The organism is Haliea salexigens DSM 19537, from assembly GCF_000423125.1.
GTDB lineage: Bacteria > Pseudomonadota > Gammaproteobacteria > Pseudomonadales > Halieaceae > Haliea > Haliea salexigens.
Genome location: NZ_AUHJ01000002.1, coordinates 143254 through 169454 on the forward strand (window position 1 = coordinate 143254; position 26201 = coordinate 169454).

General features: G+C 63.1%; 26 protein-coding genes. 20 read left to right on the forward strand and 6 right to left on the reverse strand.

What is annotated here, in order from left to right; translation table 11 throughout:
• The first annotated feature begins 49 nt into the window (after nt 1-49).
• Nucleotides 50-1648: an isocitrate lyase gene (locus tag G533_RS0103380; protein WP_027948751.1), complete on the forward strand. Its 1599-nt coding sequence runs from the start codon at nt 50-52 to the stop codon at nt 1646-1648.
• 18 nt (nt 1649-1666) lie between these two features.
• Here the strand turns inward: G533_RS0103380 and G533_RS0103385 are convergent, their stop codons facing one another.
• Nucleotides 1667-2872 (reverse strand): M24 family metallopeptidase, encoded by a 1206-nt coding sequence (locus tag G533_RS0103385; RefSeq protein ID WP_027948752.1) that lies wholly within the window; start codon nt 2870-2872, stop codon nt 1667-1669.
• Nucleotides 2873-2963: 91 nt separating this feature from the next.
• Between G533_RS0103385 and G533_RS0103390 the strand changes: the two genes are divergently transcribed.
• The 3 genes from G533_RS0103390 (at nt 2964) to G533_RS24965 (ending at nt 7224) form a co-directional block, all read left to right on the forward strand.
• The gene (locus G533_RS0103390; protein ID WP_027948753.1) at nt 2964-3497 is read left to right on the forward strand and encodes a winged helix-turn-helix transcriptional regulator; all 534 of its coding nucleotides are present in this window, start codon (nt 2964-2966) and stop codon (nt 3495-3497) included.
• 128 nt (nt 3498-3625) lie between these two features.
• Complete coding sequence (locus G533_RS0103395) at nt 3626-5977, forward strand: TonB-dependent receptor (RefSeq protein WP_027948754.1); 2352 nt, start codon at nt 3626-3628, stop codon at nt 5975-5977.
• Nucleotides 5978-6510: 533 nt separating this feature from the next.
• Nucleotides 6511-7224, forward strand: a complete 714-nt coding sequence (locus G533_RS24965) for an SPOR domain-containing protein (RefSeq protein ID WP_205622531.1) — start codon at nt 6511-6513, stop codon at nt 7222-7224.
• On the opposite strand, the gene G533_RS0103410 is transcribed toward G533_RS24965, so the two are convergent.
• The 5 genes from G533_RS0103410 to flgA form a co-directional block, all read right to left on the reverse strand.
• Nucleotides 7221-7715, reverse strand: coding sequence for a hypothetical protein (locus G533_RS0103410; protein ID WP_027948756.1), 495 nt, complete (start codon nt 7713-7715; stop codon nt 7221-7223). The two genes, G533_RS24965 and G533_RS0103410, sit on opposite strands and share 4 nt — an antisense overlap.
• Nucleotides 7700-8629: a GGDEF domain-containing protein gene (locus G533_RS0103415; RefSeq protein ID WP_027948757.1), complete on the reverse strand. Its 930-nt coding sequence runs from the start codon at nt 8627-8629 to the stop codon at nt 7700-7702. The genes G533_RS0103410 and G533_RS0103415 overlap by 16 nt, the downstream gene beginning before the upstream one ends.
• A gap of 226 nt (nt 8630-8855) precedes the next feature.
• On the reverse strand, nt 8856-9413 hold the full coding sequence (locus G533_RS0103420) for a flagellar protein FlgN (RefSeq protein ID WP_027948758.1): 558 nt from the start codon (nt 9411-9413) through the stop codon (nt 8856-8858).
• A gap of 2 nt (nt 9414-9415) precedes the next feature.
• On the reverse strand, nt 9416-9727 hold the full coding sequence (gene flgM / locus G533_RS0103425) for a flagellar biosynthesis anti-sigma factor FlgM (protein ID WP_027948759.1): 312 nt from the start codon (nt 9725-9727) through the stop codon (nt 9416-9418).
• 103 nt (nt 9728-9830) lie between these two features.
• Nucleotides 9831-10553 carry a flagellar basal body P-ring formation chaperone FlgA gene (gene flgA / locus G533_RS20340; protein WP_051229927.1) on the reverse strand — a complete coding sequence of 241 codons (723 nt, stop codon included), beginning with the start codon at nt 10551-10553 and terminating at the stop codon, nt 9831-9833.
• Between the two features lie 250 nt (nt 10554-10803).
• On the opposite strand from flgA, the gene flgB reads away from it, so the two are divergent.
• The 16 genes from flgB (at nt 10804) to G533_RS0103510 (ending at nt 26145) form a co-directional block, all read left to right on the forward strand.
• Nucleotides 10804-11193 carry a flagellar basal body rod protein FlgB gene (gene flgB, locus G533_RS0103435; RefSeq protein ID WP_240472357.1) on the forward strand — a complete coding sequence of 130 codons (390 nt, stop codon included), beginning with the start codon at nt 10804-10806 and terminating at the stop codon, nt 11191-11193.
• Nucleotides 11194-11195: 2 nt separating this feature from the next.
• Nucleotides 11196-11615, forward strand: a complete 420-nt coding sequence (flgC, locus tag G533_RS0103440) for a flagellar basal body rod protein FlgC (RefSeq protein WP_027948761.1) — start codon at nt 11196-11198, stop codon at nt 11613-11615.
• 18 nt (nt 11616-11633) lie between these two features.
• Nucleotides 11634-12341: a flagellar hook assembly protein FlgD gene (locus tag G533_RS0103445; RefSeq protein ID WP_027948762.1), complete on the forward strand. Its 708-nt coding sequence runs from the start codon at nt 11634-11636 to the stop codon at nt 12339-12341.
• A gap of 56 nt (nt 12342-12397) precedes the next feature.
• The gene (gene flgE / locus G533_RS0103450; RefSeq protein ID WP_027948763.1) at nt 12398-13663 is read left to right on the forward strand and encodes a flagellar hook protein FlgE; all 1266 of its coding nucleotides are present in this window, start codon (nt 12398-12400) and stop codon (nt 13661-13663) included.
• Between the two features lie 19 nt (nt 13664-13682).
• Nucleotides 13683-14423 (forward strand): flagellar basal-body rod protein FlgF, encoded by a 741-nt coding sequence (gene flgF, locus G533_RS0103455; protein WP_027948764.1) that lies wholly within the window; start codon nt 13683-13685, stop codon nt 14421-14423.
• Between the two features lie 12 nt (nt 14424-14435).
• Complete coding sequence (gene flgG / locus G533_RS0103460; protein WP_027948765.1) at nt 14436-15221, forward strand: flagellar basal-body rod protein FlgG; 786 nt, start codon at nt 14436-14438, stop codon at nt 15219-15221.
• 9 nt (nt 15222-15230) lie between these two features.
• A complete protein-coding gene (locus tag G533_RS0103465) occupies nt 15231-15917 on the forward strand; it encodes a flagellar basal body L-ring protein FlgH (RefSeq protein WP_035526264.1) in 687 nt (228 codons plus the stop codon).
• A gap of 9 nt (nt 15918-15926) precedes the next feature.
• Complete coding sequence (locus tag G533_RS0103470) at nt 15927-17042, forward strand: flagellar basal body P-ring protein FlgI (protein ID WP_027948767.1); 1116 nt, start codon at nt 15927-15929, stop codon at nt 17040-17042.
• 9 nt (nt 17043-17051) lie between these two features.
• Nucleotides 17052-18092 carry a flagellar assembly peptidoglycan hydrolase FlgJ gene (flgJ, locus tag G533_RS20345; protein WP_035526266.1) on the forward strand — a complete coding sequence of 347 codons (1041 nt, stop codon included), beginning with the start codon at nt 17052-17054 and terminating at the stop codon, nt 18090-18092.
• A gap of 19 nt (nt 18093-18111) precedes the next feature.
• Nucleotides 18112-20028 (forward strand): flagellar hook-associated protein FlgK, encoded by a 1917-nt coding sequence (gene flgK / locus G533_RS0103480; protein ID WP_027948768.1) that lies wholly within the window; start codon nt 18112-18114, stop codon nt 20026-20028.
• A gap of 14 nt (nt 20029-20042) precedes the next feature.
• Nucleotides 20043-21245 carry a flagellar hook-associated protein FlgL gene (gene flgL / locus G533_RS0103485; protein ID WP_027948769.1) on the forward strand — a complete coding sequence of 401 codons (1203 nt, stop codon included), beginning with the start codon at nt 20043-20045 and terminating at the stop codon, nt 21243-21245.
• A gap of 145 nt (nt 21246-21390) precedes the next feature.
• Nucleotides 21391-23283: a flagellin N-terminal helical domain-containing protein gene (locus G533_RS0103490; protein ID WP_027948770.1), complete on the forward strand. Its 1893-nt coding sequence runs from the start codon at nt 21391-21393 to the stop codon at nt 23281-23283.
• Between the two features lie 115 nt (nt 23284-23398).
• Nucleotides 23399-23800, forward strand: coding sequence for a flagellar protein FlaG (locus G533_RS23295; RefSeq protein ID WP_084638773.1), 402 nt, complete (start codon nt 23399-23401; stop codon nt 23798-23800).
• An 85-nt stretch (nt 23801-23885) separates the two neighbouring features.
• A complete protein-coding gene (gene fliD / locus G533_RS0103500) occupies nt 23886-25349 on the forward strand; it encodes a flagellar filament capping protein FliD (protein WP_027948771.1) in 1464 nt (487 codons plus the stop codon).
• A 20-nt stretch (nt 25350-25369) separates the two neighbouring features.
• Nucleotides 25370-25771: a flagellar export chaperone FliS gene (gene fliS / locus G533_RS0103505; protein ID WP_027948772.1), complete on the forward strand. Its 402-nt coding sequence runs from the start codon at nt 25370-25372 to the stop codon at nt 25769-25771.
• Entirely contained in the window at nt 25768-26145 is a 378-nt protein-coding gene (locus tag G533_RS0103510) for a flagellar protein FliT (protein WP_051229929.1), read from the forward strand. The genes fliS and G533_RS0103510 overlap by 4 nt, the downstream gene beginning before the upstream one ends.
• The last annotated feature ends 56 nt before the right edge of the window (nt 26146-26201 follow it).

The window sequence follows — 26201 nt, forward strand, 5'->3', positions numbered from 1 at the left end:
TGATGGCTAAGATGCGCTGCATACCCACTTCGCAAGACAGAGGCCAGCCATGTCAGACTACCTGAAAGACGTTGAATCCTTCGCTGCACTGCGCGCCGCGCAGGGTGGCACCTGGGACAATATTCACCCCGAGTACGCCGCGCGCATGAAGCACCAGAACCGCTTCCGCACCGGCCTGGACATTGCGCGCTACACGGCGGGCATCATGCGTCGCGACATGGCCGAGTACGATGCCGACAGCAGCCAGTACACGCAATCGCTGGGTTGCTGGCATGGCTTTATCGGTCAGCAGAAGCTGATTGCCATCAAGAAGCACCACGGCACTACCAACAAGCGCTACCTGTACCTGTCCGGCTGGATGATTGCTGCGCTGCGCAGTGAATTCGGGCCGCTGCCCGACCAGTCCATGCACGAGAAGACGTCTGTGCCGGCGCTGATTGAAGAGCTCTACACCTTCCTGCGCCAGGCAGATGCGCGCGAGCTCGGTCACCTCTACCACGACCTCGACGCGGCGCGTGCCGCCGGTGACGAGGTGCGGGAAAAGGCACTGGTACAGGCCATCGACAACTACGAAACACACGTGGTACCGATCATCGCCGACATCGACGCGGGCTTCGGTAACGAAGAGGCCACCTACCTGCTGGCCAAGCGGATGATCGAGGCGGGCGCTTGTGCCATCCAGATCGAAAACCAGGTGTCCGATGCCAAGCAGTGTGGACACCAGGACGGCAAGGTGACGGTGCCCCACGAAGACTTCCTCGCCAAGATCAACGCCGTGCGTTACGCCTTCCTCGAACTGGGTGTCGACGACGGTGTCATCGTGGCCCGCACCGACTCACTGGGTGCTGGCCTCACGCAGAAAATCCCTGTGTCTCGCGACCCGGGCGACCTCGCACACAAGTACAACGCCTTCCTGCAAACGGACGTTGTAGAGAGTGCCGAAGACGTGCGTGAAGGCGACGTCATCATCAAGCAGGACGGCAAGCTGGTGCGTCCGGTGCGCCTGCCCAATGGCCTCTACCGTTTCAAGGACGGCACCGGCGAGGCACGCTGCATACTCGACTGCATCACCAGCCTGCAAAGTGGCGCTGACCTGCTCTGGATCGAGACGGAAAAGCCGCACGTGGGCCAGATCGGTGCCATGGTGGACGAGATCCGCAAGGTCATCCCCAACGCCAAGCTGGTGTACAACAACTCTCCGTCCTTCAACTGGACGCTGAACTTCCGCCAGCAGGTGTTCGATGCCTGGACTACCGAGGGCAAGGATGTGTCGGCTTACCAGCGCGACAAACTGATGAGCGCCGAATACGACGCCACGGACCTGGGCCAGGAAGCGGATCGCCGCATCCAGACCTTCCAGGCAGACGCGGCGCGTGAAGCGGGGATTTTCCACCACCTCATCACGCTGCCCACCTACCACACGGCGGCGCTGTCTACCGACAACCTGGCCAAGGGGTACTTCGGAGAAGAGGGCATGCTGGCCTACGTGGAGGGTGTACAGCGCAAGGAAATCCGCCAGGGCATCGCCTGCGTCAAGCACCAGGACATGGCCGGCTCCAACATGGGTGACGACCACAAGGAGTATTTTGCCGGTGAAGCCGCGCTCAAGGCCGGTGGCAAAGACAACACCATGAACCAGTTCGGCTGAGCGTAGGGCCGAACACACTCACGACCCGAAAGGGTCGTCCACGGAGCGGGCCGGCTGGGTAAACCAGCGCGGCCCGTTTTCCGTCATGTAGAAGTGGTCTTCAAGGCGCACGCCAAACGCACCCGGCACACAGATCATCGGCTCATTGCTGAAGCACATGCCGGGCGCCAGCGGCGTGCTGTTGTCGCGCACCAGGTAGGGCCACTCGTGAATGTCCAGGCCGATGCCGTGGCCGGTACGGTGCGGCAGGCCGGGTAGCTGGTAGTCCGGGCTGAGGCCACCTGCGGCCAGTACAGCGCGTGCGGCGTCATCCACACTGCCGCAACTGGCACCAATCTGCGCCGCCTCGAAGGCCGCCTGTTGCGCGGCTTTTTCCAGGTTCCAGATCTCACGCTGTTGCGTGTTGGGTTCACCCAGCACGTAGCTGCGCGTGATATCGGAAATATAGCCGTGCAGCTGGCAGCCGGTGTCGATCAACACCATATCGCCCTCGTCCAGTGCCTTGGGCTGTGCAACACCGTGCGGGAACGCGCTGTCCGGACCAAACAGCACAATGCAGAAATACGAACCGGCGGGTGCCCCCACACGCTTGTGCGCCTCGTGGATGAACGCGGTCACCTCGGCGGTGGTAATGCCCGGGCGCAGGATGCGTGCCACCGCGCGGTGCACCTCCAGTGTCATATCCTTGGCGCGCTGCATCAGGGCCAGCTCCGCCGCTGATTTCTGCATGCGACAGCCGGCGGTAATCGGCGTGGCACTTTGCACGCGGCACTGCGGTGCAGCCTGTTGCAGGCCATCGACGATGAAGAACGGTGCGGATTCATCTACGCCCAGCGTAGTGACGTGCATGTCTTCCAGCAGCTGTGCACAGAGCCGGTAGGGGCTTTCATGCTCTTCCCAGCAGTGCACCTCACCCGCCACCCGCAGAAAGCCCTGCAGCGTGCCCAGCTCAAAGGCCGGCGCGATATACCGCGGCTCGCCCTGCGCCGGAATCAAGGCCCCCACCATGCGCTCGCTGGGCGACCAGCGCGTACCGGTGAAATACAGCAGGTTGGTGCCGGCATTCAGGTACAGGGCATCCAGCCCGGCAGCCTGCATCAGCTGTTGCGCCCGCTGCAGCCGCGCCGCAAACTCCGCGTTGCCGATGGGTTCTGCGCCGGCGCTCATATCCTGTAGCCGGGCGAGTTCAGTGGCGGTGTCTGAGCCGCCGATACCTCGAGTCATGGTGTCTCCTCATTGGCGTGAGCGGGGTGGTCGTTTATGCTCACCGCAATGGGTGGGATCATAACTGCAGGGCATGCAGGGGGAAAGGGCGATGCGTTGGACCGAGATTGATCAGCAGTTGTGCTCCGTGGCGCGCGCGCTGTCGGTGGTGGGTGAGCGCTGGACACTGCTTATCCTGCGCGATGCCTTCCTGGGTACGCGGCGCTTCGAGCAGTTTCAGCACAACCTCGGCATCACGCGGCATCGGCTCTCCGAGCGCCTCAGCAAACTGGTGGAACAGGGGGTACTGGTGAAGGTGCCCTATAACGAGCGGCCCCTGCGTCACGAGTACCGTCTTACGCGCAAGGGGCTGGGCCTGTATCCGGTTCTCATGAGCCTCGCCCGCTGGGGCGACGACTGGATGACAGGAGAGGAGGGCGTTACCCTGCAGTACGTGCACCGCAGTTGCGGCAAGGTCACTCGGCCGTTGCTGGCCTGCAGTGAGTGTGGTGAACCGCTGCGCCCCGAGGGTGTGATGCCGCAGCCCGGCCCCTCGTTGCAGGTGATTGCCGATGATCTTGCGAAGGAGGGGCGCCGCAATGTGCCGATTCCCGAGCTGATCGGTCGTTCGCGGCCGCAGGAGTGAAACAGCTTGCGTGGAAGCGCTGAACCTCAAAGTAGATTCGGTGAAATTGTAACATTTCTGTTTGCTTCAACTTTCGGGGTAAGCAGCTAGACTCTTGGCATACCCATAAAAACAGAAGGACGCTTGCCATGACCCCTTTCCGCAAAACACTGCTCGCCGCCGCTATCGTCGCTGCACTGCCCGTAACCGCGTTCGCTCAGCTGGAGGAAGTGGTGGTGACAGCGACCAAACGCGAGGTTTCGGCGCAGGACCTCCCGTTTTCCATTAACGCCCAGTCTGAGGCTGACATCCGCCGTCTGGGTGCAACCACGCTGGAGGACCTTTCGCGCAATGTGGCGGGTTTGGCAATCCAGAACCTCGGCCCGGGCCAGAGCCAGGTGTCCATTCGTGGCGTATCGGCAGGCCAGGTGGTTCGCGACCAGCCGGGGGTTAAGGAGCAGGTGGGGGTTTACCTCGACGAGACAGTGATCTCGCTGTCGCTGTTCACGCCCGATCTCGATCTGTACGACTTGAACCGTGTGGAGACCCTGCGCGGCCCGCAGGGCACCCTGTTCGGTTCGGGCTCTGTGGGTGGGACCATTCGTTTTATCACCAACCAGCCTGATTTTGAAACACTTGAAGGGTCTGTCGAAGCCAACCTGAATACCATAGAAGACGGTGATATGGGTGGCCACTTCAAAGGCATGATCAATATCCCCATGAATGATCGCGCCGCTTTGCGCGTCGTTGGCTATGGCACAGAGTATGGCGGCTGGGTAGATGCCCTGCGTGAAGGCGGGGGCATCAGCGAAGACGTTAACAGCGGCGGGCGCTATGGCGGCCGTATAGCGCTTGCTCTGCAGCCTACAGACAACCTCACCATCACACCACGCGTGGTTTTCCAGAAAATTGAAACCGACGGTTTCAACCGCGAAGAGGTGTACAACCTGTTTGCCAACCCTTACACCACTACCCGTCCACCCGTGCAACTCGCCGAGCGTCAGCAGTACCTCCGTCTTGATGAGGCGTTCGAAGACGAGACGATGATCGCTGATCTGGTGGTCAACTGGAGCCTGGACGCGGTCGACGTGACCTATGCCGGTAGCTACGTCGATCGCGAGATTCTCGCCAGCCGCGATGCCAGTGCGCTCTCTGGCTCGGTGTCGGTTGATCTCGGGTTTCCCGAGTCGGCGGTGCTGCTGCCTTCGAATCTGCGCGATACCACCGATTTGCAGCAAACGACTCACGAATTGCGTTTCGCGTCCAATAGCGATGGCGCCTTCAATTGGGTGTTCGGCGGTTTCTATTCCGACGTCGAGCGTACCTATGCGCAGCGCCTGCCGACGCCGGGGTACGACGTGGTGACCGACCAGGTGCTGGGCGCGGGCACAGCGGAGGCTGTCAGCAACGGCTATGGGCCGGATTCACCCTACAATTCCGATTTGCCCTATGATATTGAGCAAACCGCGCTGTTTGGTGAGGTCAGCTACGATGTCACCGAGCGCTTGAACGTCACGCTGGGCGGGCGCTACTACGATTTTGAGGAGGAGCGTCGTTTCACCACGGGGGGGCTGTTCTCCAATGGTGACGACCAGGTCGACTCCACATCATCGGATGGCTTCAATCCGCGCCTGCTCGTCAGCTACGATGTCAGCGACGATATGACCGTTAACGCCCAGGCCTCGCAGGGTTTTCGCCTCGGTGGCGTCAATGACCCGCTCAACGTACCGCTGTGCGATGCGGGTGACCTGCAAACCTTCGGCAACTTTCAGTCCTATGAAGATGAAACACTCTGGAACTACGAGTTGGGCTTCAAGAGCGAGTTCGAACGGGTGCGCTTCAACGCGGCCATCTTCTATACCGACATCGAGGACTTGCAGGTAACCCTGGACGCCGGTTCCTGTTCGTCGCGGATCAGCTTCAACGTGCCCGAGGCGCACACCCTGGGTGTCGAATGGGAGCTGGTGGCCTACCCATCGGAGCTGCTGATGCTGACGCTGTCCGGTAGCGTGCTGGAGGCCGAATTCGATTCCACCGTGGTCGACAGCGAAGGCAACGTGCTGGGCGGTGTGGAGGACGGCAACAGGTTGGCTTCGGTGCCTGAATTCCAGGTTTCCGCCTCTGCAACCTATACCTTCCCGGTTGATGCCTTCGGTTCCGATGAGATGTATGTATCCGCTGTGCTGCAGCATGTCGGTGATCGCTTCACCCAACCCAGCGACCAGGTTGAAGGGGCGGGGAACTTTGTTTCCGGCCTGCCCTTCGGCGGCGCGACGGGCAACGAGGTTACCGCGGTGGACCTTGAATTGGATGCTTACGAGCAGCTGAACCTGAGTGCGGGTATCATCTGGAGCACGTTTGAAGCGGTGGTGTATGTAAATAACGTTACCGACGAAAATGCCCAGCTCTCGTTCGATCGCGAGCGTGGTGGTCGCGCACGTCTCGCTTTCCGCAACAACCAGCCTCGTACCGTGGGTATCACACTGCGCAAGTTCTTCTAAGGTCGACAGCGGTGCCTCGGTAACGAGGCGCCGCCACCTCGATGCCCCGGACGGAGCATTGCGCCGGCTCACGGGATAGTGTCTCCTTATCCGCAGGATTCCGTGTTTAAGGATGGTGGGTGGCGCAAAGAGGCAACAAATGGTCACAGTTCGCAGCCGGCGGCAGCTATGTCGACCGGGACGACGACCTCGTGCCTGCCTCACTGGTCGACCGGGACTGGGAGCCACGGCCACGCAATATGCCGGCCTCGGCCGCGGAGCTGGCCGAGCGCGGCTACGACCCCGACACCTGGGTGATAAATACAGAGCCCGAGCCCGAGCCCGAACCAGAGCCTGAACCAGAGCCTGAACCAGAGCCTGAACCAGAGCCTGAACCAGAGCCTGAACCAGAGCCTGAACCAGAGCCTGAACCAGAACCAGAACCAGAACCAGAACCAGAACCAGAACCAGAACCAGAACCTGAACCAGAACCTGAACCAGAACCAGAGCCAGAGCCAGAGCCAGAGCCCAGGCAGGAGCCGGTTGCGCCCGCGGTGCCTCGTGTCACTGCAGGGCAAAAGCTTTCATGGGCCCTGTTTGCGTCAACGCTGGTGATAGGCGGGCTGGTCTACGGCTATCTGGTGCAGCAGCGCGAGGCGCTGCGTGCGGAATTCATCGCCCTGGAGCAACGCCGGGCAGATGTGGTGTCGCGAGAGGATCTGCTGTTGCAGGAGCGACTTGCCCGCGTTGTGGCGGATGGCAACGCCAGATTGGAGCGCGACCTTGAGCAGCTGCGCGATGAAAATCGCGAGTTATCCGCGATGATCGAGCAGCTTGAGGCGGGGCTGTCTCAGCGCGGGTCAGTGGTGGGAAGTTCGGCGAGTGCGGATGCTGGCGAGGCTGCAAATGCTGCAGGTGCTGGCGTCACACGCGAACCGGTCGGTACTGAACCCGAGGTGTCCGCGCCGCCGCAGGCGCTCGATGAGGCCACCCCGGCTGCGGCGTCAGGCGGCGCGTGGTTTGTCAATTTCGGTTCTTATGTGCAGCGCACCATTGCCGAGCGGTGGGCGCAGCGACTTGAGCGCGACGGCGGCAATGCGGTTGCGGAGCGCGTGGTGATTCAACCGGCCACGGTGTCCGGACAGGATCTGTTTCGGGTACGGGTTATTGGGCTGGAATCTCAGCAGCAGGCGCGTGGTATTGCCGCAACTCTGGAGGCCCGCTACGGCCTGGCACGGCTGTGGGTTGGGCGCAGCGAACCGGGCTAGTCGGCCAACGCCACACTGGCGTCAGGGGCCATCGCGGCTTGCAGGTGTTCCAGGCGGCTGAGTAATGCCCGGTTGGATGCCTGAATCGCCTCTACCTGCGTGATCAGCTGTTGTTGCGTGTCTTCCAGTGCATACAGAGCGGGCAGGGTGCTCGCGGGCTCGGCGCGCGGCGCCGGCACCTCGGTGTGTATGGGGGGCTCAGTGGCCGCCACTATTGGCTGGGACGACTCTGCTGCCGGTGGCGCTTTGGGTTCCGTGGCCAGAAAACCGTGGCCTGCCGCCGCGGTTGTCACCAGCAACGCACCGAACAGCGTCCAGGTCATCCAGCTGCGCACGGCGGGTCGTGCAGCGCTGCCGGTTGCGGGGCGCCGCAGCGAGCGTGCGGTTTTACCTGCGGGGGCAGGGCGGCGCAGGTCGCTGCGCAGCCAGAGGTTGCCGTTTGTGGACGGGGCCTCCGGGGCATTGCGGCGCCGCGCTAGACGCTGATGCATACCCGCCCCCGGCCCTGTGCCTTCGCGTGGTACAGGTGTGTGTCGGCGCGCTGCATCAATGCTTTGTCGTCATCACCGGGGAGCAGGTCGGCCACGCCGATACTCAGGCGCGGCAGCACCCCACCGGCGCGGGTGGAGAGCCCCACGGTGACGTGCTCTACCGTCTCGCGTATTTTGCGTGCTACGTCTGCTGCGCCACTGAGCCCTGTGCGTGGCAGCAGGATGGCGAACTCGTCCCCGCCGAGGCGAAACAGGAGGTCTGATTCGCGCACACAGCCGCGAAACGACTCGGCCAGGCGACACAGCACTTCGTCTCCTACGAGGTGACCAAGCTGGTCGTTGATGTCCTTGAAGTGGTCGATGTCGATAATCATCAACGACAGCGCACTGCCATGGCGCTTGGCCAGCAGGAGCTCGTGGCTCAGGCGCTCGTCCATTGCCCGGCGATTCAACAGCCCGGTGAGCCCATCGTGCAGGGCCGTAACCTGGGCGTGGGCCAGCTGTTGCGCAAGGCGCACTGCGCGCGCCAGGCCGCCAAGGGCGCGCTCCAGCAGCGTTAATTCGGCTTCGCTGAAGCGCTGGCGACGTGACAGGGTCACTGCGCCGAGTGTTTTTCCGTCGATATCCAGTTGGTAGAGTGCGCGGTGGTGGCGCTGCTCACCGAAGATGAGCTCCTGCTGATCGCCAGCGGCGGTAAACCCCAGGCTGTCGGCGAGCCCGCAGCGGCTGGCCCAGCGGTGAAAGCGCTCCAGCAAGACGTTCTGGTCTGCTTCACCGATCAGGGTATCGAACAGCCCCAGCATCTGTTCGGCGGCCTCGATGTCCGCCATCGGCGCGGCCAGAGGCGTGGCGGGAGACGTCGCCAGGTTGGCGGCGCGGTCGCTGACAAGGGTGAACGGCGATCTGTCGGTCATGGCGTCAATGCTCGAGTGAAGGTCCATCGAGCAGGTATAAGCAATTGCCGTGCCAATAATTACTTATCGGATTTTGCAGGGATTTGCGTATTTTTTGCCTAATTTGGCGTGTTTTCGGCGAATAAAGTGCAGGCCGTGACATGCCATAGAGTGCCGTTTACGTGGCGACCGGCAAGAAGGTGCCGGCCAGGCAGTCAAATAATTGACGTTATTGGGGGTGTTCGGCTCAGGCTTTACCCAGGCTTTGACTGTCTCTGGTGCTGTCTGCCCCGCCGGTACCCGAGTACAACCGCGGATCGCCGTCTTGCTGGCGCAATACACGCAGGGCACTGCGGGTGTGCTCTGCCAGCCGGTCTATCAGCAGGCCGTTGGCCGCGTTGAGCTCGGTGCACTGCTCGCCAAGTGCAATCAGGCGCGCCTGCAAGCCGCGATTTTCCGTACTGTTGTCGAGCTCGGCGATCTGGCGCGAGAGAGAGCCCTCAGCGCGGCGTGATGAAGAGCCCTCAGCGCGGCCTAGTGAAGAGCCTTCAGCGTGGCTTGGTAAGGAGCCCTCAGCGCGGCTTAGTGAAGAGCCCTCAGCCGACTCGGCTGCCGCAGTGGGCCGTTGCTGCTGCAGACTGGAAAGCGCGTGGATTGCCGCATCCTTCGCCCGGGCGGCGCTTTCTATCTGTTGCGCATCGGCGCCGCGCAGCGCCTGCTGCTCGGCTTCAAGGTGGGTAAGTACGTTTTCCAGCGCCGTGATTTCGGCGCGCAGCGCCTGCGCCAGCTGTTCACCGGCGGTCACGGTCAGGACAGGTCCTGCTCGGCCTGCAGCAGGTTGTTCACGATGCGCTCCAGGTCGACTTTGTAGCTGCCGTCGCTGATGGCGGCGCGCAGTTGTTCCACGCGTTCCATGTTGGCATCGGGCACGTCGGCCAACTGGTTTTCCAGCTGCAGCATGTCTGTTGCCATGCGTGTGATGGTCACCGCGTCGGCTTCAACAACAGGCTTGCTGCTGCTGGCAGCACCGCTGCGTCCAGCTTGTTCCACGCCGCCCGTGCGCGCATCACCGCCGGCGCGCGACGGTTTGATGTTGGCATTGTTGTCGATTGGGTCCATGGCAGTGTCACACAGTCAGTGAATGGCGGGCACTCGCGGGTGCCTTGATAGGTATAGCGGCAGCAGCGCAGAAAAGTTTAGCACAAGCGTGATCTCGTCGCGCTCACGGGATGTGCACGCTGCCATCGGCGCTGACGATGCCTTCCACTCGCCGGCCGGACGCCAGATTGGTGACCAGCAGGCGGTCTCCCGCGGCGGCATTGGCCATGGCGCGGCCCTGCATGGTCACTTGCAGGCCCTCACTGCCGGCGATCAGTGTCACCGTCTGCCCCCGGGCGATCAACTGGGGCGGTCGCAACTGGCTGTGCCGCAGGGTGGAGCCGGCGCTTGCCGGGCGGACCAATTCGAGGCCGATCGCCTGTTGCGGGTCCAGGATCACGGCGTCGGTGGCGTTGGTAATGGTGCGTTCCACCAGGATGAGGTCGCGCTCGCTAATCACCGTGCCGCGGGGCAGGTTGTCGGTGAGTACCGGCAGCGTGGCGCGGGTGCTGACGTCCAGGCGCACATACAGGGTCCAGGCGCTGGGCTGGGCGCAGCGCACGCCCACACTTACCGGGCCCAGCACGCTGGCGTTGGGGCTACTGAACGTTTCCAGTGGCTCGCTGCAGGCCTGCAGTCGCAGGCGTGAGTCCAGCGGCCGCGCGGTGATTTCCAGGTCGCGGTAGCCCTGTGCCTGGGCGGCATCGGTGGCCGCGCGGGTGGCAGCCGCCACGACGTCTTCGAGTGGGTGCAGGGTTTCGGCACGCGCAGCGGCGTTGCCGAGCAGGGCGGGCATGGCCATGGCTGCAAGCAGAAGAAACGCAGTGGCGCGCCGGAAAATTGACATGATGTCTCCGAAAAGTACGGTCGGTGAGATTCAAAGCAGGAACCATGCCACTTGCTGGCGGCGACACGCGGAACGCGGAGGGCGGCAATTCTTGCCGCTCAGGCGGCAAGGGGGCTGTCGGAACCGCTTCAGTGACGCTCGGGAAATACCATAACATATTGTTTTTGTTGGCTATTTATCAGTTGGCACGGTTCCTGATAGGTATCTCCTGCACATGTAGTACGCACAGGGCACAGAGGAGCAATTGAGCATGAGTTTTACCGACCGGGTATTTGGCGTGAGTGGGCAGGCGATGGCCCTGCGCTCACAGCGGCTGGAGCTGATTGCGGCGAACCTGGCAAACCAGGATACGCCTGGCTATAAGGCCCGTGACATCGATTTTGCCGCGGCCATGCAGGCGGCAACGACAGGCGGGCTGCGCCGCACCCATGCCCGCCATCTCGATGCCAACGGCGGCATGAACGGCGCGGACCAGCCCCTGCTGTATCGGGTGCCGAACCAGCCCTCACTGGACGGCAACACCGTGGATGCGCAGCGCGAGCACGCCGAGTTCATGGATAACGCCATCCGCTACCAGGCCAGCCTGACCATTCTGGACAGCCGCATCAAGTCCACCCAGCGCGCAATCCGGGGCGAATAAGCATGAGCCTGTTCAACATCATGGCGGTATCCGCCTCGGCGCTCGAAGCACAAAGCGTGCGGCTCAACACCATCTCCAGCAACCTGGCCAACTCCCAGGTGGTCAGCAGCACACCGGAAGGGGCCTACCAGGCGCGCTACCCGGTTTTCCAGACCATGCTGCAGGACAGCTTTGGCGGTAGTGATGGTGAGGCTGCTGGTGTGCGTGTTGCCGAGATCTACCAGTCGCAGTTGCCGCCGCGGCAGGAGTTCTCGCCTTCGCACCCGCTGGCCAATGAAGAGGGCTACATCTACCGCTCGAATATCAACCCGGTGGATGAAATGGCCAATATGATTTCCGCCTCACGCTCCTACCAGAGCAGCATCGAGGCCATGAACACGGCCAAGCAACTGATCCAGCGCACCATCACGCTGGGCCGATAATCACAGAGGATTGCACAGATGAGCACGCTTGCCGGCATTAACGAACTGTTTCCACAGCCAGAAGCGACCCAGCGCCAGAGCAGCTCGGTCGAGGATATGGGCTCCGAGGAATTCCTCACACTGATGGTGGCGCAGCTGAAGAACCAGGATCCGACCAAGCCGCTGGACAACATGGACTTCATGGGCCAGCTGGCGCAGTTTGGCACCGTATCCGGCATTCAGGACCTGAACAGCGGTTTCGGCGGGCTGGCATCGGCAATGACTGGCAGCCAGGCGCTGCAGGCGGCCAACCTGGTGGGCCGCGATGTGGTGACGGAAGGCAATGTGGGCCTGTTGCGGGAAGTCGCCGCAAGCGGTGAAGGCGAAGATGCCGAGCCCGCGCTGGCTCTCGATGCCACGGTCGCCTTCGACGGCAGTGCCACATCGGCAACGCTGTTTGTGCAGGATATGAGTGGTCGGCTGGTGTACAGCGCCGCTCTGCCGCCCGGCGTGGATTCCGACTTTCGGGTGCAGTGGGATGGCCGCGATGGCAGTGGCGAGCAGTTGGAGGCGGGCCAGTATCGCGTCTCCGTGGAAGCGCTGATAGGTGGTGTGTCTACCACCGTGCCGGTGTACGCCCACCAGCGCGTGGAGTCCGTGGCGATTGCCGCCGGTTCCGGCGATGTTGCCCTTAATCTGGGCAATGGCCAAACCGTGGGCATGAGCGCGGTCAAGAGCATTTTATAACGGTGTGCACCCGGTGGGGTGCGCGCCAGACAGTGTGTTGAGCCAGGAGAAAGACAATGGCCTTTGCTACAGCAATTTCGGGCATTAACGCTGCAAGTGCAGACCTCAATGTCATCAGTAACAACATCGCCAATGCCTCAACGGTGGGCTACAAGACATCCCGTGCGGAATTCGCGGACGTCTTTGCCACCAGCCTGCTCGGCGCCGGGGGCAATGCCATCGGCAAGGGCGTGAGCCTGTCGGCGGTGACACAGGAGTTCGGCCAGGGCAACATCAGCTTCACCGATAACGCCCTGGACCTGGCCATCAGCGGTGGCGGTTTCTACCAGTTGAGTGTGGACGGCGCGCTGCAGTACACCCGTGCGGGTAACTTCAAGGTGGATCGCGAGGGCTTCGTGGTGAGCAATGCGGGCTCGCGCCTGCAGGGCTTTCAGGTGAACGCCGCGGGCGACGTGACCGGCCAGCTGGGTGACATTCAGATCGACACCTCCCTGCTGGACCCGAACCCGACCGGGCTGGTGGACCTCACCTCCAACCTGGATTCGCGTGAAGTGCCACCTACAGTGCCCTTTGGCGGCCCGTTTGATGCTTTTGCCGCGCCACCAACGGCACCGGATCCAAGCTCTTTCAACGCCACCACGTCCACCACGGTGTACGACGGCCTGGGTAACCCGCATGTACTGAGCCTCTACTTCGTCAAGACCGCCACACCCAACGAGTGGGAGGTTCACTCTTTGGTCGACGGGGTGACAACGTCCGGCCCGGATACACTGACCTTCCAGTCCAATGGTCAGTTCGATCCACTGACCCTGCCGGTGGAAGTGAGTATCACCGGCTGGCAGCCGCTGAACTCGGCGGGCGTGGGCACGGGTGCCGACCCGCAGGACATCACCGTATCGCTCTCTGATACCACGCAGTTCGGTACGCCATTCGCGGTGAGCAGCGTGGTTCAGGACGGCTTCTCCGCCGGCCAGCTGCGCGGGCTGGAGATTGACTCCACGGGTATCGCTTTTGCCCGCTTCACCAACGGCGAGTCGCGCGCACTCGCGCAGATTGCCCTGGCCAACTTCAATAACCCCAACGGCCTGCAGCCCATTGGCGACACCAACTGGGTGGAAACTTTCGCTTCCGGGCCCTCGAATGTGGGAGCACCGGGTACCTCCGGGCTCGGGGTAATCCAGTCGGCGGCGCTGGAGGAATCCAACGTGGAAATTACCGCGCAGCTGGTGGACCTGATCATTGCCCAGCGCAACTTCCAGGCCAATGCGCAGGTGATTCAGGCGGAAGACGCGGTCACCCAGACCGTGATCAACCTGCGTTAAGCCACGCCGAGCCTGACTGATGGACCACTTCGTCTACATCGCCGCCTCCGGTGCCCAGGAAATGATGCTGGCGCAGGCCGCCAACAGCCACAACCTGGCCAATGCCTCAACGCCCGGCTTCAAGGCCGACATGGTGAGTGCGGAAAGCCGCTACCTCGACGGTGTGGGCGCCGACAGCCGCGTGTACACCATCGAGAAGCGCAAGGGTACGGACCTGGCACCGGGCAGCCTCGAGCAAACCGGGCGTGACCTGGACGTGGCCATTGTCGGCGAGGGCTGGATGGCGGTACAGGCACCGGATGGCACCGAGGCGCTCACCCGGCGCGGTGACCTGCGGGTGGACGCGTTCGGTCAATTGCTCAACGGCGCGGGGCAGCCGGTACTCGGCGAGCGCGGGCCCATAGCACTGCCCCCCTTCAGCTCGCTGACCGTCGGCGCCGACGGCACGGTGTCCATTGTGCCACTGGGCGAGCAGATCAATGCGGTGGCCGTGCTCGACCGCATCAAGCTGGTGAACCCGCCGGCGGAGCAAATCGACAAAGGCGCGGACGGGCTGCTGCGCCTGGATGACGGGCTGGCCTCCGAACCCGCCGCGGACGTGCGGCTGGCCTCGGGCATGCTGGAATCCAGCAACGTCAACCCGGTGTCGGCGATGGTCCAGATGATCGAGCTGTCCCGGCAATATGAAATGCATGTGCGCATGATGTCCACCGCCGAAGAGCTGGACACAGCGTCAACTCAATTAATGCGACTCGAATAAGGAATTCAGGCCATGTCACAGTCACTGTGGATTTCCAAGACCGGCCTAGACGCGCAGCAGACGCGCATGTCGACCATTGCCAACAACCTGGCTAACGTCGGCACCACCGGTTTCAAGCGCAGCCGCGCCATCTTCGAAGACCTGGTGTACCAGAATGTGCGTCAGGTCGGCGCCCAGTCGTCGCAGGACACGCTGCTGCCCTCGGGCCTGCAGATCGGTACCGGCACCCGGGTGGTGGCTACGGAGAAGCTCTTTACCCAGGGCAACCTGACCAAAACCGACAACTCACTGGACCTGGCCATTCAGGGTCGCGGCTTTTTCGAGATCCTGCTGCCGGACGGCACCCAGGGCTACACCCGCGACGGCTCCCTGCAAATCAACGACCAGGGCATTGTGGTGACTTCCGCCGGCTACCAGCTGCAACCGCCGATCACCATCCCCCAGAACGCCACCTCCATCAGCATTGGTGGCGACGGCACGGTCTCGGTGACGGTGCCGGGCAGTGCCGCGGTGAGTCAGGTGGGCAACATCCAGCTGACGGATTTTATCAACCCTGCCGGCCTGCAGGCCCGCGGCGAAAACCTGCTGGTGGAATCCGGCGCCAGCGGTGCGCCGCAGCCTGGCAATCCGGGTATCAACGGCCTGGGCACGGTGGTGCAGGGCTATGTGGAAAGCTCCAACGTCAATGTGGTGGAAGAGTTGGTGAACATGATTGAAACCCAGCGCGCCTACGAGATGAACTCCAAGGCCATCTCCACCGCTGACCAGATGCTCCAGTTCGTCTCCAACAACCTGTAAGAGGTGACTGTGTACGCTTCCTTCAAGTGTGTGCTGCTGGCAGCTGCCCTGTGGGCCCTGGCCGGCTGTGGCGGGGTGCCCGAGAAGAGCCACGAGCTGTATGGCCCGGTGGACCCGATAGACTACTCGCAGCTGCCGCAACCCCCCGGCAATGGCGGTGTGTTCCTGCCCTCCAGTGGCCTGGCGCTGTTCACCGATACCCGCGCGGTGCAGGTAGGGGATATTGTCAGCGTGGTGTTGGTGGAAGCCACGACCGGCAGCAAGAGCAGCGACACCGAGCTGGATAAGAGCAGTGAAATCAACCTCACCAGCCCCACCGTGTTCGGTCAGCCGGTGACCGTGAATGGTCGCTATAACCTGGGCGTGGACATCAACGGTGCCAGCGCTTTCTCCGGGGAAGCGGCGCTGGGTCAGAGCAATAGCCTGCGCGGCGCCATCGCGGTGCAGGTGGCGCAGGTGTTGCCGAACGGGAACCTGTATATCCAGGGCGAGAAGTGGATCAATATCAACCAGGGCGATGAGTACATTCGCCTGCGCGGCATTATCCGCCCCGAAGACCTGAGCCCGACCAACACCATTTCCTCTACCCTGATTGCCGACGCGCGCATTTCCTATAGCGGCACCGGCGTCAGCCAGGAAACCAACACGCCCGGGTGGCTCACCCGGTTCTTTATGAGCCCCCTGGTTCCTTTCTGAGGCACGCTGATGCTAACGCTACTCTGGACTCGTCTTTCTCCGCTGTTGCTCGCGCTGCTGCTGTCCACGTCCGCCAGCGCCGAGCGCATCAAGGATATCGCCAGCGTCAACGGCGTGCGCAGCAACCAGCTGATCGGTTACGGCCTGGTGGTGGGCCTGGACGGCAGTGGCGACCAGACCATTCAGGCGCCGTTTACCATCCAGAGCCTGAAAAGCATGCTGGCGGAACTGGGGGTGAATATTCCGGCCAATGTGAACCCACAGCTGACCAACGTGGCGGCAGTGATGGTGCACGCTGACCTGCCGGCCTTTGCCAAGCCGGGGCAGACCATTGACGTGACGGTGTCGTCACTGGGCAACGCCAAAAGCCTGCGCGGCGGCACCTTGCTGATGACGCCCCTGAAAGCGGTGAATGGCGAGACCTACGCCCTCGCGCAGGGCTCCCTGCTGGTCAGCGGCTTCGGTGCGGAAGGCGCGGATGGCTCGCGGGTGACGGTGAACGCCACCAGCTCCGGTCGTATACCCAACGGTGCCACCGTCGAGCGTACGGTCGACAGCCCCTTTGCCACCGCGCCCACGCTGATCATGAACCTGAATTCCGCGGACTTCACCACCGCCCAGCGCGTGGCCGGGTCCATCAATGCGGCGTTGGGCGTGGGTACCGCACAGCCGCTGGACGCCGTGTCGATTGAGGTGCAGGCACCCACCGACCAGGCGGATCGGGTGGCGTTCCTGTCGATTGTGGAGAACCTGCAGGTCGACCCGGCCGCGGCGCCCGCCCGGGTGGTGGTCAACTCGCGCAGCGGCACGATTGTAATTGGCAGCGAGGTGCGGGTGGAGACAGCCGCTGTGGCGCACGGCAATCTGGTGGTCACGGTGTCGGAAGACATCGGCGTGAGCCAGCCGGGTGCGTTCTCGCGCGTGGGTGAAACGGTGGTCGCACCGGACTCGGAAGTGGCCGCGGAACAGGAGGATGCGCGCATGTTCCTGCTGGATGCCGGTATCACGTTGCAGGAACTGGTAACGGCGGTGAACCGTGTGGGCGCCGCCCCGGGTGACCTCATCGCGATTCTGGAAGCACTGCAGCAGGCAGGTGCCCTGCGTGCCCAGTTGATTGTGATCTAGGCGCTCATCATGCAGGCGGCACAGGCTTCCCTCTACCACGACTTCAGCGGCCTCGCTGCCCTGCGCCGCGATGCCCGCAACGATGCGGCATCCGCGGTGGAGCCGGTGGCGCGGCAGTTCGAAGCGATTTTCGTGCAGCAGATGCTGAAATCCATGCGCGATGCCACGCCCGAAGGCGGGCTGTTCAACAGCAGCCAGCTGAAGAGCTGGCAGCAGATGTTCGACCAGCAGCTGTCGGTGGACCTTGCGGATCACGGCGGCCTGGGTTTGGCCCAGGTGCTGGTGGAGCAGCTGCAGGCGGCGGGCGCGGTAAGTGACGCTGCGGAATCCGGGGGCACGCAGGCTGTGGTGCCGCCGCAGGGTGGTCAGCAGGGCCTGGCGCTGCCGACGGGCCGCTACAACAGCACACCGGCTGCCAGCGCGGCGCTCGCTGCCGAACCTGCTTCTACCCACGTGTCACGGCCGCAGCCATCCCCGGCGCAGCCGCCACTGGCCGCTGCCGGCGGGCCGCCCGCCGCACCGAAGCCGCCGGAAGATTTCGTGCGCGAACTGTGGCCCCTGGCCAAGCCCGCGGCGGCGGAGCTGGGTGTGGACCCGGCGGTGCTGATTGCGCAGGCGGCGCTGGAGACGGGTTGGGGCCAGCGCGCGCTGCCCGCTGCCGCCGGTAGCAGCCACAACCTGTTCAATATCAAGGCCGGGCGCGGCTGGCAGGGGCCTGTGACCAGTGTGCAAACCGTAGAGTACGACGGGGCGGCGGCCCGCCTTGAGCGCGCGGCCTTTCGCGTGTACGACTCCCCGGCGGATTCCTTTGCCGATTATGTCGACCTGATTCGCAGTGCCCCCCGCTACCAGGACGCGCTGGCCAGCGCCGCCGAGCCCGAGGCCTACCTGCGTGAACTGCAGGCCGCAGGCTATGCCACCGACCCGGCCTATGCGGACAAAATCCTGGCGATCCTGCAGCGCGGCACCGTGGCAGACACCGTGGCGGAGCTAAAGAATTCCGCGCAGCTGCCGCCAACACAATCTGACATGCGGCCTGAGGCCGCTTGAACCCTGACCGAGGCTCACCGTGGCAGATCTGCTGAACATTGGGACTTCTGCGCTGCTGTCACTGCAGCGGGCGCTGTCGACGACCGGCCAGAATATCGCCAACGTGAATACCGCTGGCTACAGCCGGCAGCGGGTGGATTTTGCCACGCTGCCGCCCGAGGCGACCGGTGCGGGATTCCTGGGCACCGGGGTCAAGGTGGACTCCATCACCCGCAGTTACGACCAGTTTCTTGCCCAGGACGTACGCAGTCGCAGCTCCTCCAGCGCCGGATTCAGCACCCTGAGCGGCCTGACTTCCCGCATCGACAACCTGCTGGCGGATCCTTCCGTGGGTATTGCCCCCGGCATTGAGGGCTTCTTCGGCGCCCTGCAGGATGTGGCGAACAACCCGGGTTCCATTCCCGAGCGCAAGGTGCTGTTGGGCGAGGCCAGTGAGCTGGCGGGGCGCTTTCAGGCCCTGGACACCCAGCTGCGCAGCCTCAACAGTGAAGTCAGCCAGCGCATCACCACTACGGTGAAGGACATCAATGCCCTGGCCAGCAACATTGCCTCTCTCAACGAGCAGGTAGTGCGCGCCACCACGGCCACCGGCGGCCAGCCACCAAACGACCTATTGGACGCGCGTGACCAGGCCATCAACCGCCTCGCGGAAAAAGTGGGTGTCACCACCGTCACGCAGGAAGACGGCGCCGTCAACGTGCTGGTGGGCAATGGCCAGGCGCTGGTGGTAGGCTTTACCGCCAGTGAGCTGCAGACCTTTCGCGACCCCTTCGACGCCACGCGGGTGAATGTGGGTATCGCCGGCCTCGCCTCCAGCACCGACATTGGCCGCTTCCTCACGGGCGGTGAGTTGGGGGCGGCGCTGTCGTTCCGCGGCGGTGTGCTGGATAGCACCCGCAATGAGCTCGGCCTGCTGGCGGCCGGCATTGCAGCCACCTTCAACGAACAGCACAGCCGCGGCATGGACCTGAATGGCCAGCTCGGCGGCAACTTTTTCCGCCCGCTGGAGCCCGCCGTTGCCGCTTCCTCTGGCAACACCGGTGCGGCCACCGTCAGCGCCAGCCTGGGTGACGTGAGCGCGCTCACCGGCGCCGACTACCGCATCAGTTTTGATGGCGCCCAGTGGACCCTGCGCAACGAGCAGACCGGCGCCAGCCAGACCGGTGCCGGCCCCACATTTACCGTGGACGGTGTCGACATTGCCATCAGCGGCACACCAGCGGCGGGTGACAGCTTCCTCATCCAGCCTGTGGGCCAGGGCGCCAACCTGTTCGCGCTGGAAATCACCAACGCGGCTGATTTCGCCGCCGCCAGCCCCGTGCGCAGCAGTGCCGGTAGCGCGAACCTCGGCGACGCCAACCTGTCGGCGGTGTCCGTGGATGATGCCGCCGGCCTGCCGCTGGGCGGTGCCATCACGCTGACCTTCAACCCGGATGCGCTGGGCGTGGGCGTGCCTGGCTACGATGTGGCCGGTAGTGCCGGTGGCCCCATTGCCTACAACCCGGCCACTGACAGCGGCGGCATCGCCGTGACCCTCGGCGGCTTGAGCTTCGAGCTGGGCGGCACGCCCGCCGCTGGCGACACGCTGACTATCGCCAACAACACCGATGGCAGCGGCGACAACCGCAATGCGCTGGCCCTCGGCGCCCTGCAAACCGCGCAAACCCTGGATAGCGGCACCGCCAGCTATCAGGACAGCTATGCCGGCCTGGTGGCGGATGTCGCCGTGAGCAGCCGGCAGGCCAGCGCCGCCGCCGATGCCGAGTCGACGCTGCTGCAGCAGGCGATTTCCGCCCGCGACAGTGTGCAGGGGGTCAACCTGGATGAAGAAGCCGCAGACCTGTTGCGCTTCCAGCAGGCCTATCAGGCCGCAGCGCAGGTGATTTCCGTGGCGGACACCGTGTTCCAGACCCTGCTCAACGCCACGCGTCGCTAACTCCGGAGCTCCCCATGCGCCTGTCAACCGCCCAGATTTTCCAGCAGGGAATCAGCAACATCCTGAACCAGCAGGCACAGCTGCAGAAAACCCAGCAGCAGCTGGCCAGCGGCCTGCGGGTGACCACTCCGGCGGACGACCCCATTGCCGCCGTGCAGATTCTGGACCTGACTGAAGATCTGTCCCAGCTCGACCAGTTTCAGCGTAACGGCAACCTCGCCGAGGGGCAGATTGCCCTGGCCGACACCGTGCTGCAGGACGTGACAGACGTGCTGCAGCGCGTGCGCGAACTCACCGTGCAGGCCAACAACGCCACCCAGACCCCGGAAACCCGCCGCGCCATTGCCACGGAAATGGAAGGGCGCCTGGATGAGCTGGTCAGCCTGGCCAACACCCGCGATGCCAATGGCGAGTTCGTGTTTGCCGGCTTTCAGGCCCAGACCCAGCCCTTCAGCCGCAGCGGTGGGGATGTGGTGTACAACGGCGATGAAGGGCAGCGCTTCCTGCAGGTGGCACCCAACACACAACTGGCGGTGCGTGATTCCGGTCGCGCCGTGTTCATGGATATCCCCGCCGGCAACGGCAGCTTCGACATTCGCGCTACTGCGGGCAACGCCGGCACCGCGGTGGTGGACGCCAGCAGTGCGGCGGCTAACTATCAGCGCGATGCCTATACCATCACCTTCAGTCAGGCGACGCCGGCCGACCCTGTCACCTTCGAAGTGACCGACAGCAGTGCGGCGGTGGTGGCCAGCGGCCCCTACGAATCCGGCGCGAGCATCGCCTTCAACGGTGCCAGCGTGACCTTTGAGGGCACCCCGGCGGACGGCGACAGCTTCACGGTGCCCGCCGCACCGCGCCAGGATGTGTTCAGCAGCGTGCAGAACATTATCGACAGCCTGAAGTCCTCCACTACCGGCCCGGCGGCGTCGGCGGCGGTGAATAACGCGGTGGCCAGCGGCCTGGGCAACCTCGACCAGGCCCTGGGCCGCATGCTGGAGCAGCAGGCGGACCTTGGCGTGCGTCTGAACCGCATAGACAGCCTGCGGGAAAGCAATGATGCCTTCACCCTGCAGCTGCAGGAAACCTTGTCGGAAGTGCGCGACCTGGACGTCACCGAGGCCATCAGCCGGCTGAACCTGCAGCTGGTGGCCCTGCAGGTAGCCCAGCAGAGCTATGTGCGCATTCAGGGCCTGTCCCTGTTCAATTTCCTGTAGTAAAAAAACCTGACACTTGCCCTAAAGTTCCTTCAAAACCGTCCGCTAACTCTTTTGAGCGGGGAGTTCTCTCCCCGGGCCGATGGACGGTGACCAGCGACGACTCCACAGGGGAAGCCGGCGCGAAACGAGAAGGAATGAAACCATGCCTCAGATTATCAATACCAATATTCCCTCGCTGACTGCTCAGCGTAACCTCAACAGCTCCCAGAACGATGTGGCCACCTCGCTGCAGCGTTTGTCCTCCGGCCTGCGTATCAACAGTGCCAAGGACGATGCCGCTGGCCTGGCCATCTCCGAGCGTTTTACCACGCAGATCCGCGGCCTGAACCAGGCAATCCGTAACGCCAACGACGGTATCTCCCTGGCGCAGACGGCTGAAGGCGCGCTGGGCGAGGTCTCCTCCAACCTGCAGCGTATCCGCGAACTGGCGGTACAGTCTGCCAACGCCACCAACTCCGATTCCGACCGCGCGGCACTGAACCAGGAAGTGCAGCAGCGCCTGGCGGAAATCGACCGCGTTGCCAGCCAGACCTCCTTCAACGGCCGCAACGTGCTCGACGGCAGCTTCGGTAGCGCCCTGTTCCAGGTGGGTGCCAATGTGGGCGAGACGATTGGTCTGAACCTGAGCACCAGCATCCGTACAGCGGATGTGGGCGCCGTGGCAACGGCGACTTCGGTCGATCTGGATACGTTGATTGCCGAAGGAACTACCGCAGTAACGGGTTCAGCTGCCACCTACACGTTCGACGCGACGAACCTGATCGGTGACTACAGCACGGTGCCTGCAGTGGCGGGCACGGACACGGTCGATTTCTCTACCGGCACGGTAAACGCCGCCGATGAGGTCGTCGTAAACGGCGTCACCTTCACTTTTGCCGACTCCGCGGGAGCGAGCACGGTTGACTCTGCGACTGACGTGACGGTTAACGTTGACTTCGGTGGCGGTGCAACCCAACAAGATGCTGTTGACGCCTTCGTCGCTGCCTTTTCACTCGCGGTTACTGACGCCGGCACCGTCGGCACGGGTACAGCACTGAGTGGCCTTAGTGCAACCAACGCAGGTGGCACGTCGCTGACAGCGACTATCGCGGATACCGCAGCTGGCTTGGCGGCTACCGTAGGCCGGACAGTGACAGCGACAGATGCGACAGTAACGCAGGATGTTACCGGGTCTGATGCCGATACTTCTGCAAACAATACCTTTACCGTCACCGATCCGGAAAGCAACGTGCTGACGGTCACGCTCGACAGCAACATCACGTCAGCTGGTGATCTGATCACCGCTATTCAGGGTCAGACTGGCTACGGTGCCGCCACGTTTACGGTTGCCGCCGGTACGGGTAGTGAGGTCGTCTTTACAGATGCTTCCAATGCTGCCGGTAGCTTCGCCATTGGTGGTGCCGATGCAGCGCTGGTAACGGACGAACTGGTCGCCAGTGAAGCCGGTGTCGCCGATGTTGCCGGTACCCCCGCAACATCGCTGACTCTTGCCGCGAGTGAGCTGACCTTCCAGTTTGGCGATGCAGACCCCCTCGCGGTTGCGGCGGGCACCTACTCCGATGTGCAGTCCTTTGTTAACGCCGTCAACGTCGCGCTTGCGGGCAACGCCTCAGCGTCCGTGGACGACAACAACGTGCTGACCATCACTTCGGGTGAAGACATCGAGGTTGCCGGTGCGCAAGCCGGTACAGTGTTTACGGCAACCTCGGCCACCGCGGCGGGTAGCCTGGATGACGTAAGCGTACTGACGGTTGCAGACGCGAACTCGACCATCCAACGCATTGATTCGGCACTGACGTCTGCCGCCGACCTGCGTAGCACCTTTGGTGCCATCCAGAACCGCCTGGAGTCCACCATCTCCAACCTGAGCACGACCACGGAAAACCTGAGTGCATCCCGCAGCCGTATCCTGGACGCCGATTTCGCGGCGGAAACGGCGGCTCTGGCACGCGCCCAGATTCTCCAGCAGGCGGGTATCTCCGTACTGGCGCAGGCTAACGCCCAGCCCCAGAACGTGCTGGCCCTGCTGCAGTAAGCGGCAATACGAACGCCGTGATGAAGAAATCCGGCCGCGGGGGCGAGGGAGTTGACTCTCTCGCCCTTTGCGGTTCGGGGGCTTCCCCGGCAGTTGTGGTGAAGAGGTAGAGATTATGGCTAATCCGGTGGCGCCATCACCTCCAGTAGTATCACTTCCGGTGGCTGCGAAGTCCGCCTCGCAAGCTGTTGAGCGGCAAGAGCCGGTCGCAGGCGGCAAGGCTGTTCCCGCTGTTGCCGCCCGGGAGACGTCATCCTCGCCCCCTGCGGACCTTGCGCAGGCAACCCAGGATATTTCCGCCTACATTCAGACAGTGAACCGGTCGTTGCAAATCTCCGTGGAACAAGATCTCGGTACAACGGTCATTACTGTGATTGACAAGGCAACGGAAGAGGTTGTGCGGCAGATTCCTTCGGAAGAAATCCTTTCCCTGGCCCGCTTCCTGTCCCAGCAGCAGGAAGAACTGGGTGGGTCTGGCATGCCGGTGAAAGGCTTGTTGATGGACAGTGAGGGGTGATCCCGCTCGCGGGGAGTTTTTTGGCATTATTTTTGCTTTATTAGTACATCAGCACAGACGTGCAGGTGGAGACGAGAGGTTGTAAATGGTATCAGTGACAGGCGTTGGCTCTGGCCTTGATATCGAGTCGCTGGTGAGTCAGCTGTTGACGGCGGAACGCGCGCCCGCTGAAACGCGGCTGGCGAGACGCGAAGCAACGCTGACCAGCGAGCTTTCTGCGTTCGGCACCTTGAAGGGTTTGCTGGCAGGTTTGCAGGGCCGCGCGAGCGCCTTGAAAAATGTGTCCACGTTTTCCCAACGCTCGGCGCAAAGCTCCAACGCCGAAGCCGTAGGGGTTTCTGCGGCGGCCAATTCGGCGGTCGGCACCTACTCGTTGGCGGTCAGCGCCAGGGCCAGCGCGCAGACACTGGCCTCCGGCTCGTTCGCCGCGAAAGACAGCGCAATCGGCGAGGGCACGCTCAATATTCGTTTCGGCTCCATTGCCGCGACGCCGGTTGACCCGGGTCCGCAGACGGTGACAAGTTTCAGTGAAAACACTGAACGCACCGGTGCGAGCATCACCATCGATAGCAGCAACAACACTCTGGAAGGTGTGCGGGACGCCATTAACGATGCGGACATCGGTATTAGCGCATCCGTGGTGAAAGACGGCGAGAGCTTTCGCCTGCTTCTGACCGGGCCGGACACCGGTGCGGCCAACGGCATTGAAATCTCTGTAGACGACCAGGGAGATACAAACGACCTGGACGCGCAGGGTTTGTCGCGACTGGCGTTTAACACGGATGCTGCGAATCTTACCCAAACGCGCGCCGCAGAAGACGCGCAATTCACGCTGAACGGCCTGGCCCTCAGCAGCGCCAGCAATACGGTCACGGATGTTATTGAGGGCGTGACATTAACGCTGGGCGCGGTCACCGAACAGGATGCGACCATTACTGTCAGTGAAAACCGCGCCGCCGTGCGTTCCTCGGTCGAGCAACTGGTGACGGCCTACAACAGCTTTATTACCAGTGCGGCAAGCCTGACTCGCTATGATCCTGCGACGCAGCTGGCCGGCCCACTGCAAGGTGATTCCGGCACCCGGGCGATCATCAGCCAAGTGCGCTCGGCGCTGACGGCAAGCATTCAGGGTGCAGATGGCCCCTACGGCTCACTGGCGGAACTGGGTATTACGACGGGTGACGATGGTACGCTGTCAATCGATAGCGAACGGCTCGATGACGTGCTGGCGGATGGGCTGGGGAATTTCGGCGACCTGTTCAGCCGGACTGAGGGCAACGGTATAGCCCAGCGGCTGGATACTCTGCTGGGCGGGTTCCTTGGCAGCACAGGCCTCATTGAGTCGCGTGAGGATGGGCTGGAAACCCGAATCGAGTTCATCAACACGGACCGTGAAGACCTGAACCAGCGCCTGGAAACACTGGAGGCGCGCTACCGTGCCCAGTTCAACGCGCTCGACGGCCTGCTGGCACAGCTCAATAGCACGGGTTCATTTGTGGCAGAGCAGCTGGCCAACATTCCGTTGCCCAGCGACCGTTTCTCTAACTAACAACCGACAGGTACTGCGACATGAATTCCAGACAAGCGCTGAACGCTTACAGCAAAGTGGGCGTGCAGAGCGGCGTAACCGACGCCTCGCCACACCAGTTGATCAGCATGTTGATTGCCGGCGCGCAGGACCGCATCGCAGAAGCGCGAGGTGCCATGGAGCGCCAGCAGGTCGCCCGCCAAGGGGAGCTTGTGGGCAAGGCGATCAGTATTGTCGACAACCTGCGCGTGAGCCTGGATCACAACAAGGGTGGAGAGCTGGCCGGGAACTTGGGAGACCTCTACGACTATATGCAGCGGCGCCTGGTGGAAGCCAATGCAACCTCCGACCCCGCTATCCTGGCAGAAGTGCACGGCCTTCTGGGTACGGTGCGTGAGGGTTGGGAAGCGATTCCGGCCGAGTTTCGTCACTCCGCCACATGATTGTGAACTTCCCCACGGATCGTGCCCGTAACGCTGAGCCCGATACCGATATGGCACTGCCCCAGTACCAGCGCCTGGCCCGGGTCCTGACCCTGACCCAGGACATGGTCGCCCTCGCCGAAGCGGGCGACTGGGATGCCGTGGCCGCCCGCGAGCAGGACCGCCGCGACGATCTGGCGCGCTGTTTCAAAGAGGCCGTTTCCACCGAGCACGCGGAACTGGTCGCCGAAGCACTGGCGGCCATCCTCCATCTCAACGAAGAAATGATGGCCCACCTGAGCAAGGCGCGCGATGCGGTATTGCAGCAGGGTGTCGCACAGGTGCGCACGCGCTCGGCGATCGGCCACTATGAGCGGGTGAAGTCACAACCCTGACCCAAGCCTTCGGCAGGGGCGTTCCGTCCCCCGCACCCTGTGTTATCGTAATGCTT

What these genes read in the sequence shown, in the direction of transcription:
- fliS (WP_027948772.1), top strand. Translation starts at nt 25,370, where the DNA reads ATGAATTCCAGACAAGCGCTGAACGCTTACAGCAAAGTGGGCGTGCAG.
- G533_RS0103415 (WP_027948757.1), bottom strand. Translation starts at nt 8,629, where the DNA reads ATGACCGACAGATCGCCGTTCACCCTTGTCAGCGACCGCGCCGCCAAC.
- G533_RS0103490 (WP_027948770.1), top strand. Translation starts at nt 21,391, where the DNA reads ATGCCTCAGATTATCAATACCAATATTCCCTCGCTGACTGCTCAGCGT.
- G533_RS0103390 (WP_027948753.1), top strand. Translation starts at nt 2,964, where the DNA reads ATGCGTTGGACCGAGATTGATCAGCAGTTGTGCTCCGTGGCGCGCGCG.
- flgL (WP_027948769.1), top strand. Translation starts at nt 20,043, where the DNA reads ATGCGCCTGTCAACCGCCCAGATTTTCCAGCAGGGAATCAGCAACATC.
- G533_RS0103395 (WP_027948754.1), top strand. Translation starts at nt 3,626, where the DNA reads ATGACCCCTTTCCGCAAAACACTGCTCGCCGCCGCTATCGTCGCTGCA.
- flgJ (WP_035526266.1), top strand. Translation starts at nt 17,052, where the DNA reads ATGCAGGCGGCACAGGCTTCCCTCTACCACGACTTCAGCGGCCTCGCT.
- G533_RS23295 (WP_084638773.1), top strand. Translation starts at nt 23,399, where the DNA reads ATGGCTAATCCGGTGGCGCCATCACCTCCAGTAGTATCACTTCCGGTG.
- flgC (WP_027948761.1), top strand. Translation starts at nt 11,196, where the DNA reads ATGAGCCTGTTCAACATCATGGCGGTATCCGCCTCGGCGCTCGAAGCA.
- G533_RS0103410 (WP_027948756.1), bottom strand. Translation starts at nt 7,715, where the DNA reads ATGCATCAGCGTCTAGCGCGGCGCCGCAATGCCCCGGAGGCCCCGTCC.
- flgE (WP_027948763.1), top strand. Translation starts at nt 12,398, where the DNA reads ATGGCCTTTGCTACAGCAATTTCGGGCATTAACGCTGCAAGTGCAGAC.
- flgA (WP_051229927.1), bottom strand. Translation starts at nt 10,553, where the DNA reads ATGTCAATTTTCCGGCGCGCCACTGCGTTTCTTCTGCTTGCAGCCATG.
- G533_RS0103470 (WP_027948767.1), top strand. Translation starts at nt 15,927, where the DNA reads ATGCTAACGCTACTCTGGACTCGTCTTTCTCCGCTGTTGCTCGCGCTG.
- G533_RS0103445 (WP_027948762.1), top strand. Translation starts at nt 11,634, where the DNA reads ATGAGCACGCTTGCCGGCATTAACGAACTGTTTCCACAGCCAGAAGCG.
- fliD (WP_027948771.1), top strand. Translation starts at nt 23,886, where the DNA reads ATGGTATCAGTGACAGGCGTTGGCTCTGGCCTTGATATCGAGTCGCTG.
- flgG (WP_027948765.1), top strand. Translation starts at nt 14,436, where the DNA reads ATGTCACAGTCACTGTGGATTTCCAAGACCGGCCTAGACGCGCAGCAG.
- flgF (WP_027948764.1), top strand. Translation starts at nt 13,683, where the DNA reads ATGGACCACTTCGTCTACATCGCCGCCTCCGGTGCCCAGGAAATGATG.
- flgB (WP_240472357.1), top strand. Translation starts at nt 10,804, where the DNA reads ATGAGTTTTACCGACCGGGTATTTGGCGTGAGTGGGCAGGCGATGGCC.
- G533_RS0103385 (WP_027948752.1), bottom strand. Translation starts at nt 2,872, where the DNA reads ATGACTCGAGGTATCGGCGGCTCAGACACCGCCACTGAACTCGCCCGG.
- G533_RS0103510 (WP_051229929.1), top strand. Translation starts at nt 25,768, where the DNA reads ATGATTGTGAACTTCCCCACGGATCGTGCCCGTAACGCTGAGCCCGAT.
- G533_RS0103380 (WP_027948751.1), top strand. Translation starts at nt 50, where the DNA reads ATGTCAGACTACCTGAAAGACGTTGAATCCTTCGCTGCACTGCGCGCC.
- flgM (WP_027948759.1), bottom strand. Translation starts at nt 9,727, where the DNA reads ATGGACCCAATCGACAACAATGCCAACATCAAACCGTCGCGCGCCGGC.